The organism is Flavobacterium flabelliforme, from assembly GCF_017948675.1.
Taxonomy (GTDB): domain Bacteria; phylum Bacteroidota; class Bacteroidia; order Flavobacteriales; family Flavobacteriaceae; genus Flavobacterium; species Flavobacterium pygoscelis.
Genome location: NZ_JAGFBU010000005.1, coordinates 25,902 through 38,275, shown reverse-complemented (window position 1 = coordinate 38,275; position 12,374 = coordinate 25,902). Strand labels below are relative to the sequence as shown.

Genomic DNA, 12,374 nt, shown 5'->3' with positions numbered 1-12,374 from the left:
AGCATTCAAGAACATTACATATTTTTGAAAATAGTATGCATCAAACGCTTCTTATCATTAATACTTTCTTCAAGAGAAATCATAGTTTCTGTTCTATAAACACCATCGATATCATCAATCATAAAGATCACATCCTTAGCATGTTTAGTATCTTTAGCTCTAATTTTACAGAAGATATTAAATTTTCCTGTAGTAACAGAAGCTACAGTAACGTAAGGAATTTCATTAATACGCTCTAAAACAAATTTAGTTTGAGAGGTATTGTTTAGAAAAACACCAACATAAGCAATAAAAGAGTATCCTAATTTATCATAATCAAGAACTAATGAAGATCCCATTATGATACCTGCATCTTCCATTTTTTTCACTCTAACATGCACCGTTCCTGCAGAAATCAATAACTTTTTTGCTATATCTGTAAAAGGAACTCTTGTGTTATCGATCAACATGTCCAATATCTGGTGATCTACTTCATCTAAACGAAATTTACTCATAATTCTAAAATTAATTTTTTTTAATTGCTTTAACAAAGTATAAAATTATATATAAAAAATAACAAAAAGATACAAATATTACGTTTTTATCATTCCGTTAACAAATTTTAAATTATTTCCTAAATAAAAATTAGCTTTTTGGTTTAATTTTGGAATGTTATCTAAATCATCTTTGTAAGAAGCACCTTTCGCATCGTACTCAAAATGACCATAATAATGTTCTAAATTTCCTATTTGAGAAAAATAGGCATTAAAGCAAACTTCATTGTCAATTAATTCTTCTTTGTATTGTGCTGCAAAATTGGTGATTTTTTCAATACCATCATAACTTATTTTGATGTTTTTATAAATAAAATCATAAAAAACGACTTTATTTTGAGGAATATTCAAGTATTTGCCAATTCCATTAACAACTATAACGTTTTCGTAAAGTACAGAAAAACTACTCATTAGCGCCATAAAAACAAATTTACGCGTCTCTTCTCGCTGATAATCATCTTGAAAATGACCCGCTTCGAACAATAATGTAGGAACTCCTAAGTACTGAAAAGTATCACCAATACAGTTAATATTAAACGAATCATCAAAGCGACCTATCTGATTAGGTAAATAAGACTGTAGCTTTTCGTTAATTGCAGCAATTAAATCAATTGATTTAATTCGAGATTCATTCACATCTCTATTCTCATTGAATGATGGCGCCAAAAAGGATAAGGTTGCTGGCTTCCCGGTGTCTGCTACACCAAAAATAGTACGTTGATCATGAAGATTAAAGCAAAAATGAGGCTTAAACGCATCAAAAGTAGCTCGTAAAAACTTACTTTCTGGCTGCGTAAGTACCTGTGAATCTCTATTAAGATCTACATCATTAGCATTTGATCTTGTATATAAAGCAGCTCCATCTGGATTTAACATTGGAATACATAAAAAAGTAAAATTCGTTAACAAATGATTAGCCAAGGTTTCATCGCTTTTTAGATAATTCAAAAAGTCAAACAATGCTTTTGTAGTAGTACTTTCATTTCCGTGCATTTGGGACCACAAAAAAATCTTAGTCTTTCCTGTACCTATTTGATAGGAGTATATAGGTTTATCGAGGACAGATTTTCCGATTACTTTTAATTCATTATTACTGTTTAATTTATTCAATAAAGGTTCTATTTCTACTAAAGTGACATATCTACCACTGATAGATCTTTCTTTATTTTTATTAAATAATGCTATTAAATTCATGCTGATTTATTTAGTTTACAAAAGTAAACATCTTTGTATTTACATTTGTAAACAACAAATAATATGCTTATTTCAATAGTGTAAACAGTTTATTTTACTTTTGTATTATAGCTAGAGTGATGATTAATGACAAATGTTATCATTGTTAAAATAATTAACTAAATAACAGTAAATCAATATATTAAAACCTATCAATTAAAGTGTTTATTAGTTAAAAATCACATTAAAAGTATAATTTACAACTGTAATTTAGGAAAATAGATAGCTTTTGATTACATTTGTAAATAGTTATTTTTTAATATTAATTTACAATGGTAAACATAGAGGATTTTATAAAAAGGCTTGAAATTATATTAGATTATTATAGCTTAAACGCTTCTTCTTTTGCTGATAAAATAGGTGTACAACGCTCTAGTTTGTCTCACCTACTTTCAGGAAGAAACAAACCAAGTTTAGATTTTGTACTTAAAATTTTAGAAGTTTTTCCAGATATAGATTTATATTGGATTTTGAATGGTAAAGGAAGTTTTCCTAAAAACACAGCAGAACAGCAAACGGCTGGAAGAACGACGGAACCCTTAAATGAAAAAAATAGCACTACTCTATTTAATGAATCAATTAGTGCCCAAGATTTATTTTCGGAAAATCAAATTCCAGATCCTGTTCTTATGTCAGCATCAAAGAAAATTGAAAATCAAAATTTTAACAAACAAAACGATTCGGAAGAAATTGATAAGATTGTAGTTTTTTATAAAAATGGAACTTTTAAGAGTTATCGTCCCAATTAAGGTAAAAAATGATTTGAATGAATTGAAATGAATTTATTCTACACTATACCCCTTTTCTGGTATTTTACCTTTTACTCCAACAAAATGTTTTTTCAAAACTGCCAAATCTGAATCAAGATCTCCAGTAGGATAAACGGGCTTGCCTAAATTAACTTCTTTTTTACCAAAATCAAATGCAACCGGAACAATTGGAACATTGGCTTTAAGAGCAATGTAATAAAATCCTGTTTTAAGCTCGTTCGTTTTATTACGCGTTCCTTCTGGAGCTACAGCCAATCGAAAAACTTCCTTACGTTCAAATATAGCAGCAATTGAATCTACTTTATTTAAACCTCCAGAACGATCTAATGGTTCTCCTCCCATATATCTAAAATAGGATCCTAATGGAAAACGAAATAATTCTTTTTTGCCCACAAAGTTCATTTCTAATCCAGTAATCCCTCTAGTAAAAATTCCTAAATAAAAATCATGCGCACTCGTATGAGGCAACACCATCATGACACATTTTTTAAGATCGTGATCTATTGTTCCTACTATTTTCCAACCCATAAGGTTGAAAAAAATCCATTTATATATTTGTTTTTTCATTCTTTAATTTTTTGCACAAAATAAATAATTTAAATCCTATTTTTGGGCAAAACTGCTAGCAATGATAAAAAAAATATTAAGCTATTTAATTCCAATAAAAATCTACACTTCAAAATCTTCCTTAAGTAATGCTATAGAGGTTACTTGGGCTAATGGTGAACTTGTGTTAGACTCAGAAAATGCTAATTATTCCTATGGTAGTTTACAAAGAATCTTGCGATTAGGATTAAAAAATATCGGATATGACAAAATAGTGTCTATGAATCATATTTTAGTTTTGGGAGTTGCAGGAGGAAGCGTAATAAAAACGCTAGTAGATGAAATTAAATTCAAAGGCAAAATTACTGGTGTCGAAATTGATCCCGAAATAATAAAAATAGCTAATACTTTTTTTAAATTAGATACAGTAGAAAACCTGCAAATTGTAATTGATGATGCTTTTGAATATGTTTTAAAAACAAAAAACAAATACGATTTGATTATCATAGATGTTTTTCAAGATACTTCGATGCCTGCTTTTTTGTTTGAAAATTTTTTTACCAAACGAATTTGCTATTTATTAAGAAGTCGTGGAGTTGTGCTTTTTAATACTATGATTTTAAATCAAAATCAAAATCTAAGAAATAAAAAATACGTTTCTGAATTTTACGAAAGTGATTTTAAAATTAGAACTATCGCCAGAGTAGAACAACATAATGAGTTAATTGTAATTGATAGGCTAACTTAATCATAGCATTTTTCTAGCTTTTTCTAAATCTTCTAAGGTATCAATTCCAATTCCAACATGAGTAGTTTCGACCATTTTGATGCGTTTTCCAAATTCTAAATAACGCAATTGTTCCAGTTTTTCAGAAGCTTCTAGCGATTTCATTGGTAAGCTGTAAAAATCCAATAAGGCTTGTTTTCTAAAAGCATAAATACCTATGTGTTGCATATACCTAACACCTACATTTTTCTCTCTAGCATAAGGAATAACCGAACGTGAAAAATACAAGGCGAACTGGTTTTGATCTACAACCACTTTTACATTATTGGGATTATTTATTTCTTCATCCTCTTTTATTTCGCGCATCAAAGAGGCTAAGTCTATTTTTTTATCGGCATCTTTTTTGAAAAATTCAATCAATTCTTTTAATGGTTCAGAATTTATAAATGGCTCATCTCCTTGTACATTGACTACAATATCTACATCAATACTTTCAACAGCTTCTGCTATACGATCACTCCCCGATTCGTGTTCCTTGATACTCATAATAGCTTTACCTTTATGAGAAATAATTTCATTATAAATTAATTCTGAATCGGTTACCACAAAAACATCATCAAATAAATTTGTTTCTACAGCAGCTTCGTATGTTGTTAAAATCACTGTTTTTCCTCCTAAATCCTGCATTAATTTGGCTGGAAATCGTGTTGATGCGTAACGTGCGGGTATAACTGCTATTATTTTCATTTTTATGTTTTAATGCTAAGACAAAAATAGAACTATTTTTAAATTATCATCAAAAACATTATATCTTTAAATTTTTATTAATTAATAAGTAAATCCTGTATGAAGTCAATTTATATTGTTCTTTTTTTATTTTTAGTTTCTTGTAGTCCTATTAAAGTAAAAGATTTTAATTATGATTACACACAAGAGATTGTTGGCAAAATAAAGTCGATAGATATTAAAAAATACGAATACAAATTCATAAAAAAAGATACCGTTAACTTGGTCAAAAAGACAATTTTAAATTTTGACGTTAACAAAAATTTGAAGAATGAAAAATTCTTCACAGAAACTGAAAAAAAAGAGATTAGCTATAAGTATGTCAATGGTTTAATTATCCAAAAAGAGGTAATTTCAGATAATGATACTACGATTATTGACTATAAATACGATGAAGCAAATAATTTAATTGAAGAAAAATCATCTGACAAAAATGGACTATATAATATTACTACTCAAGCTTTTGATAAATATCATAATCCCATTGAAATAAACAAGAACTTCGCTAATAAAATAAAACAAACAATTCAAATCGAATATAATTATAAAAAAAACTACTTTATCAGTAAGAGTTTTATAGACACCTTAAGCTATACCAAATTAGAATCTAAAAAATATTTTGATAAAAAAGGATATATTATAAAAATTCACGATATTAAATCTAAAACAAATGCTAACTATTTTACGTTTGAAATTGATAAAAAAGGAAACCTAAATACAAAAAAATATTATAAAAGCGATGGTACAATTATTGAAACCGTAGCATTTAAAAATGATTATGATAACAGGGGTAATATAATTATTAGAGAACGATTTTTAAATAATAAATTAGTTGACAAAACTATTTACGAAATAACTTATTATTGATAATACATTTTTTTAAAAAAATATTTGATTAATTAGTTTTAGATAGACTTACATATAATTCAATATGAATTTGAAAAAAACGACAGATGTAATAATTTTTAAGGAAAAAAAAAGTGCAGTTAAATATTGGTATTATTTAATATGTATTGTTATCTCTCTAATTTTTAATAGTTACTTTATACTTTTTAGTTCCATTATAACTTTATTTGTATTATCGAGAAATATTTTTCTGATTGACAATTCAGTAAGCAAATTGAATTTAAGATACAGTACTTTAATATTAATGAATAGAGGTATACTTAAGTATAATGATATTGATACTATTGAAAAAATTAAATTTTCTGTATTCTTTGAATTCTATAAGCTAAAACTTTATCAATATTGTGATTCTAACAGATGTTCAAATATCAAATACGGAATTAAAATAAATTTAAAAAATGGAAAATCAATTATTGTTCCATCCCAAAAACCTGAAGAACTTAAAAAAAACATTGAATTACAAATTAAAGAAAACTGCTCCTTACCCGGTTATTTAGTGTGATTGTAATTTTTAATATAATATAAAAAATATCTTTGCAATTGAAAAAAAAATAGTTCTAATGCGAAAATATGGAGTCTTTAATACTGAAGAAAACAAAAGCACTAATTCCAAACAATTATCAACAAACAGAATTATTTTAAGAAAGCATTGTAGTTGCATCAGTAAAATTACTCCACAAAACTTTCGTCTTTAAATCCTATCAAATACAATTTATTCTTGGCTCTAGTCATTGCAGTGTACAACCATCTGATGTAATCTCTGTTGATTCCGTCTGGCAAATACGGTTGTTCTATAAAAACTGTATTCCATTGACCACCTTGGGACTTATGACAGGTTATTGCATACGAAAATTTAACTTGAAGTGCATTAAAATATTCATTCGCTTTTACTTTTTGAAACTGTTTAAATTTGGTTTCACCTTCATAATCCTTCAACACTTCTTGATACAATCGATTCGATTCGTCATAGGTTAATGATGGCGATTCGCTCTTTATAGTATCCATTAACAAAACTGTTTCAATAGGTTTTTGATCGGGATAATCGATCATTCTAATTTTAACTTTCGCAAACTTAAAACCATACAATTCTTTGATATTAAAAATTTCTAAAACTTCTATAATATCACCATTGGCAATAAAACCCGCTTCGTCAGAATCCTTTAACCAAAAATAATTATTTTTCACCACCATCAAAAAATCTCCCGAAGAGAGTTCGCTTTCTTTATCAAGTATTTTAGTTCTAATTTGTTCGTTATATTGATTGGCCCTTTTATTAGAACGAACAATAAAAGCGGTATCTTCAATACTATAATTACTGTACGCTGAATTTATTGCATCTTGAATATCATATCCATCTGTTAGTCGAATTATATCTTTGAATTTTTTTACATCAAATTTGAATTCATTGATGAAAGAATCTTTCAATAATTCTCTAAGTTCCGTAGCATTGTGCAAAATTCCCGAATTTTCTTCCTGACGCATTACTTCGTCTAGTTCGATATGTTCTACTTCTTTGTCATAATTCATTCCTAAAGTACGAATATCCAAAGCGGGACTAATATCTAGATTTACTGGAGGTAATTGTGCCGTATCTCCCAGTAAAATCATCTTGCAATTTTTTCCTGAATACACATACGAAATCAAATCATCCAACAAAGAACCATTTTCATATAATTTTGAATCAGAATTGGTATCTGAAATCATCGAAGCTTCATCGACTATAAAAATCGTGTTGGTATGTTTGTTTTGCTGTAAGGTAAAGGAGACGCCACCTCCTGAAGATTTTTTAGGGAAATAAATCTTTTTATGAATTGTAAAAGCAGGTTTATCCGAATAATTGGCAATTACTTTCGCCGCACGACCTGTTGGTGCCAGCAAAACATATTTCTTGTTGATGTCTAATAAGCTATTTACTATCGTAGAAATTACTGTTGTTTTTCCAGTTCCAGCATACCCTTTTAGGACAAAAATGGTTTTATTTTCGACTTCAGTCAAAAAAATAGCGATTTTTTGAAAAAAAATATCTTGTTTATAAGTAGGTTGAAACGGAAATTTTCTCTGTAAAAGACTGTAAAACAAGGAGGAATTCATCTGGGAATAGGTTGAAAAATGAATTTCAAAGATAGGGTTTCCATTTTAAAATGAGATTGTGAATGCTATTGATTTTTGAAATTGAAATTCGCATTGAATTTGATTTTTACAATTGTCATTGCTGTTTTTATTTGTAAGTTTGTTGACTCATTTAATTCGCTTCAAAATAAAAATTGTAAATGAATTATAAAACAAAATATGCCAACACAAAACACCAACATCACCGAAAAGGTTTATAAAAAACTCTCTGTTCAAGTTTCCTTGAATGGTTTGTCTTTTTGTTGTTTTGATACACTCAATAATACCGTTAGTTCTTTTAATGAAGTGCATTTTGACACCATTCATAAAGCCACTAAAATTGAGGATTTATTTGCTGAAGCTTTTGCTAATTATCCTGAATTAAAGCAACAATATGATGAGATTTTAGTAATTCATAACAACAATCTTTCTACATTTATTCCAGAACCGCTTTTTGATGAAAATCATTTAGGAAGCTATTTGCAATACAATACAAAGGTTTTTGAAACTGATTTTTTTGCTTTTGATCAAATTGCTAATTATCAGATGAATACCGTTTATATTCCTTATGTAAATATCAATAATTTTTTTATTGATCAATTTGGTTCTTTCGATTACAAACACGCCAATACCATTTTGGTTAATAAATTATTGATTGACTCCAAAAATAAAGATGAAAAAAAGATGTTCGTTCATATAAATAATGGGCATTTTGAAATTATTGTTATTCAAAATCAGAAGTTATTACTCTTTAACTCTTTTGAATACAACACGCCAGAAGATTTTATTTATTATCTCTTGTTTACTGCCGAACAATTGAACTTAAATCCCGAAAATTTTCCGTTAGAACTAATTGGAGACATTACAAAAGATAGTGCTTATTACACAATTGCATACAAATACATTCGCAATGTCTCTCTAATTGATGTAGAGGATTTGCGATGGAATAATTATTTTTCTGAGGCCGAAAACAGAAAACACTTTATACTTTTCAACTCATGAGAATAATTTCAGGAAAATACAAAGGAAGACGTATTTCACCACCAAAAGGTTTGCCCGTTCGCCCTACAACAGATATGTCTAAAGAAGCATTGTTTAATGTTTTGAACAACCACTTTAGTTTTGAAGGACTTAAAATATTAGACCTATTCGCAGGTACAGGAAATATTAGTTATGAATTTGCTTCACGCGGATGCACTCCTATTACCTCTGTAGATGGCGATTTTGGATGTGTAAAATTCATCAAGCAAGTTGCAGCAGAATATGATTTTAATATTGCCGCCACAAAAAGTGATGTTTTTGCTTATTTAGAAAAATGCAAAACATCGTACGATATAATTTTTGCTGATCCTCCTTATGGTTTAGATCAAAAGACTTTTGAAAAAATAATTGAATTGGTTTTCCAAAAAGAATTATTAAACCAGGACGGAATGATGGTTATTGAACATTCAAAATATACCAAACTAGATCACATGATTCACTTTTCTTTTCAAAAAAGTTATGGTGGTTCTATTTTCAGTTTTTTCGAATTTGAAAGTAATGACGAAAATGAGGAAGAATCAAATTTAAACGATGGCGAAGAGGAATAATTGATCTTATCGCTTTACAAACAAAAAAAGATGCCTTTAAAGCATCTTTTTTTGTTATAATCCTAAATCTTCAATTAATAGAAAAAAATTATGCTTTCATTTCGCCAGCTATTAGTTTTCCTTTATAGAATACAGCTTCTCGTTTGGGCAAACGCGCGACTGCTTCTGCAGAACAACTTGCATTTACTAGAATAAAATTGACTTCATTATCTACAAGAGGCCAAGTACGAATTCCTGCATCATCAAGTGGCAAAATTTCGTTAGTAGTGGCAATATGTAACGCGCGACTCAAACCAAACTCATCTGTCCAACCGTAAAGTTGGGCACATAATTTTGCTTTTTCAAGCATATCACAATTTCCAAAAGGTTGCCAATGATCTACAATACTATCTGTTCCAGTCATTAATTTAACACCATATTTCTTCAAAGTAGGAATTGGCATTATGGTTCGGCCAATAGGAACTGTAGAAACTACTCCAATACCCAATGCTCCCATTTGTTCTGCAATTTTTTCTAAGTCTTTTTGGTCCATTCTGGCAAGAGCAAAACCATGACTTATATACGTTTTTCCTTGAAGCTGTTTATTCTCTTCTGTTTTTTTGATAATATATTCAATTGCCGCCTTTCCAGTTGGTAATCCTTCATGCAAGTGAATATCGATTCCTTTATTATTATCAATTGCAATTTGGAACATAGAATCAAGAGATTGTTCTAAATTCCCATCAACAGTGGTTGGATCTAGTCCTCCAATAAAATCAACACCCATTTTAGCGGCTTCTCTCAGCAAAGGCTCTGATTTTGAATACAGAATACCATGTTGTGGAAAAGCTACAATTTCCCAAGCAAAACTATCTTTGTTTTTATCTAATGCGGCTAATAAATGTTCCAAACTTTTTAATCCGCTTACGGGATCAATATTGGTTTGGCAACGGGCAAAATAAGTACCTTGACTTTGCATAAGCTTAATCGCTTCTTCGGCTTTATGCTGAGAATCTGTTAGTAATTGTGGAATTATTTTTTCCTCTAACCTAATCATGTCCTTTACAGTGTAGCCTTTTCTTGGCGCAGCGTTCCATTTTCCAGCGTAATACGTTTTATCAATATGTATGTGCATATCACGTAATCCGGGAAGCATCAAGAAACCCTTTGCATTAATTGTTTTCAATTTTAAATCGAGTTTACCTTTGGCTATCTTTTTGATTTTACCATCGGCAATATGTAAATTGTATAAATCGGTTTTGGTGGCAATAACTTCGTTTTTTTCGTTGTATTCAAAACCTTCTTCGAGTCTTACATTCGTTAAAATATATTCTTTAAAATCAGCTATTTTTTTATCTTCAGGCATCACATTTGTCATTGCCGAACTACCAACACTAGAAAATAAAGCGGCACCAGTTGCTGCTGCACTCATTCCCAAAAACTTTTTTCTACTAATCGCGTTTTGATCCATATTCTCTTTTTATTATTTTGCTAATCTAGATTAATCCTTATATTATTCCTTTATTAAGATGTACTAAAATAGATGGTAAATTTATACTGAACTGTAATAGTAACAAAGCAATTGGAAAACTGATAAAGAAAACGGCTCAAAAAAATTAAAAAATTAAATTTCATCTTAATGAGCTGTTGCTAAAATTTATAAACTAAACCAATTTTGCATTATTTTTTTTTCGATACTTTTATTTTGATGGTGTACATAATCATTACGAAAGGCATCATAGCGATAATCTAATTCCCATATTTTAAAGTTTTTTGCAACATCCGTAATAGCGTCACAAACAAAATTTATTTCAGCATTAGTCATTGTAGGATGAATAGACATTCGAATCCAACCCGGACGTTCAAGCATACAACCTTCTAATATTCTCTTTTCAATACTTTTTGACGTTTGTTGATCTACGTTTAATAAAAAGTGACCATACGTTCCCGCGCAAGAACAACCGCCACGAGTTTGAACTCCAAATCTGTCATTTAATAATTTTACAATTAAATTAAAATGAGCATCCGTAATATAGAAAGAGAAAATTCCTAATCGATCTTTATGCTCAGACGCTAGAATAGTAAGATTTGGTATTTTAGAAAGTTTCTCAAAAATGATTTCATTCAATTCGTGTTCTCTATTGATAATATTAGAAACTCCCATTTTTTCTTTCAATTGAATTGAAAGTGCAATTTTTATAGTTTGCAAAAATCCAGGTGTTCCTCCATCCTCTCTGGTTTCAATATCATCAACATAATCATGATCACCCCAAGGATTGGTATAACTTACTGTACCACCACCAGGATTATCGGGCACTATGTTTTTATATAGTTTTTTATTAAAAATTAAAACACCACTGCTTCCCGGACCTCCTAAAAATTTATGCGGAGAAAAGAAAATAGCATCTAAATAAGCTCCATTTTCTTCAGGATGCATATTGATATCCACATAAGGAGCCGAACAAGCAAAATCTACAAAACATAAACCGCCATGATTGTGTATCGTAGTAGCAATTTTATGATAATCGGTTCTAATACCCGTTACGTTAGAGCAAGAAGTTACCGAAGCAATTTTGATTGGTCTGTTTTTATATTGATCTAAAACCTTTTCAAAACTCTCAAAACAGATTAATCCAGAATCAAGACAAGGAATTATTTCGACATCAGCAATTGTTTCCAACCAAGACGTTTGATTGGAATGATGCTCCATGTGCGTAATAAAAACAATAGGCTTTAAAGCATCAGGAACCTGAGTATAATCCTTAAGGTTTTCAGAAACTTTTAATCCTAAAATACGTTGCAGTTTATTAACAACTCCAGTCATTCCTGAGCCTTCAGTTATCAAAACATCATCTTCGCTAGCATTTACATGCTTTTTGATTATTGCTCTAGCATCGTGATACGCCATGGTCATCACTGAACCAGTAATAGAAGTTTCAGTATGTGTATTAGCTACAAATGGACCAATATCATGCAGTAATTTATGTTCTATAGGATGGTACAATCTTCCGCTCGCGGTCCAATCTGCATAAATAATTTCTTTTTCGCCATAAGGAGATTCAAACTTTTGGTGCATACCCACAATTTTTTCTCGAAACTGTGTAAAATAAACCTCTAACTCAGAAACTTCGGTAGCTGCTTCAGTAGTCGTTGGAGTGGCCTCTTTTGAAAAAATATTTTTAAAAAAACTCATATT

12 protein-coding genes are annotated in these 12,374 nt (G+C 29.7%); 5 read left to right on the top strand and 7 right to left on the bottom strand.

The window, feature by feature from the left end:
* Positions 1–14 precede the first annotated feature (14 nt).
* On the bottom strand, positions 15–494 hold the full coding sequence (locus J3S90_RS12370) for an Lrp/AsnC family transcriptional regulator (RefSeq protein WP_066082003.1): 480 nt from the start codon (positions 492–494) through the stop codon (positions 15–17).
* A gap of 78 nt (positions 495–572) precedes the next feature.
* Positions 573–1,727, bottom strand: a complete 1,155-nt coding sequence (locus tag J3S90_RS12365) for a M14 family metallopeptidase (RefSeq protein WP_210646459.1) — start codon at positions 1,725–1,727, stop codon at positions 573–575.
* 311 nt (positions 1,728–2,038) lie between these two features.
* Here J3S90_RS12365 and J3S90_RS12360 point away from each other — a divergent pair, with 311 nt between their 5' ends.
* Positions 2,039–2,515 (top strand): helix-turn-helix domain-containing protein, encoded by a 477-nt coding sequence (locus J3S90_RS12360; RefSeq protein ID WP_210646458.1) that lies wholly within the window; start codon positions 2,039–2,041, stop codon positions 2,513–2,515.
* Positions 2,516–2,548: 33 nt separating this feature from the next.
* Here J3S90_RS12360 and J3S90_RS12355 read toward each other — a convergent pair whose 3' ends face one another.
* Complete coding sequence (locus tag J3S90_RS12355) at positions 2,549–3,103, bottom strand: 1-acyl-sn-glycerol-3-phosphate acyltransferase (RefSeq protein ID WP_188050912.1); 555 nt, start codon at positions 3,101–3,103, stop codon at positions 2,549–2,551.
* Positions 3,104–3,164: 61 nt separating this feature from the next.
* Between J3S90_RS12355 and J3S90_RS12350 the strand changes: the two genes are divergently transcribed.
* Positions 3,165–3,830: a spermidine synthase gene (locus J3S90_RS12350; protein ID WP_210646457.1), complete on the top strand. Its 666-nt coding sequence runs from the start codon at positions 3,165–3,167 to the stop codon at positions 3,828–3,830.
* Here the strand turns inward: J3S90_RS12350 and kdsB are convergent, their stop codons facing one another.
* Positions 3,831–4,556: a 3-deoxy-manno-octulosonate cytidylyltransferase gene (kdsB, locus tag J3S90_RS12345; RefSeq protein ID WP_188050910.1), complete on the bottom strand. Its 726-nt coding sequence runs from the start codon at positions 4,554–4,556 to the stop codon at positions 3,831–3,833.
* Positions 4,557–4,655: 99 nt separating this feature from the next.
* Here kdsB and J3S90_RS12340 point away from each other — a divergent pair, with 99 nt between their 5' ends.
* Positions 4,656–5,462 carry a hypothetical protein gene (locus J3S90_RS12340; RefSeq protein ID WP_210646456.1) on the top strand — a complete coding sequence of 269 codons (807 nt, stop codon included), beginning with the start codon at positions 4,656–4,658 and terminating at the stop codon, positions 5,460–5,462.
* A gap of 708 nt (positions 5,463–6,170) precedes the next feature.
* Here the strand turns inward: J3S90_RS12340 and J3S90_RS12335 are convergent.
* Positions 6,171–7,592 carry an ATP-dependent DNA helicase gene (locus J3S90_RS12335; protein ID WP_210646455.1) on the bottom strand — a complete coding sequence of 474 codons (1,422 nt, stop codon included), beginning with the start codon at positions 7,590–7,592 and terminating at the stop codon, positions 6,171–6,173.
* A 198-nt stretch (positions 7,593–7,790) separates the two neighbouring features.
* On the opposite strand from J3S90_RS12335, the gene J3S90_RS12330 reads away from it, so the two are divergent.
* Together J3S90_RS12330 and J3S90_RS12325 are read left to right on the top strand one after the other, a co-directional pair.
* Positions 7,791–8,612 carry a DUF3822 family protein gene (locus tag J3S90_RS12330; RefSeq protein ID WP_210646454.1) on the top strand — a complete coding sequence of 274 codons (822 nt, stop codon included), beginning with the start codon at positions 7,791–7,793 and terminating at the stop codon, positions 8,610–8,612.
* Complete coding sequence (locus tag J3S90_RS12325) at positions 8,609–9,199, top strand: RsmD family RNA methyltransferase (RefSeq protein ID WP_210646453.1); 591 nt, start codon at positions 8,609–8,611, stop codon at positions 9,197–9,199. Before J3S90_RS12330 ends, J3S90_RS12325 begins: the two co-directional genes overlap by 4 nt.
* 88 nt (positions 9,200–9,287) lie before the next feature.
* Here J3S90_RS12325 and J3S90_RS12320 read toward each other — a convergent pair whose 3' ends face one another.
* Complete coding sequence (locus J3S90_RS12320; protein WP_210646452.1) at positions 9,288–10,649, bottom strand: amidohydrolase; 1,362 nt, start codon at positions 10,647–10,649, stop codon at positions 9,288–9,290.
* Between the two features lie 186 nt (positions 10,650–10,835).
* Positions 10,836–12,254, bottom strand: coding sequence for an aminotransferase class V-fold PLP-dependent enzyme (locus J3S90_RS12315; protein ID WP_236023959.1), 1,419 nt, complete (start codon positions 12,252–12,254; stop codon positions 10,836–10,838).
* Positions 12,255–12,374 lie beyond the last annotated feature (120 nt).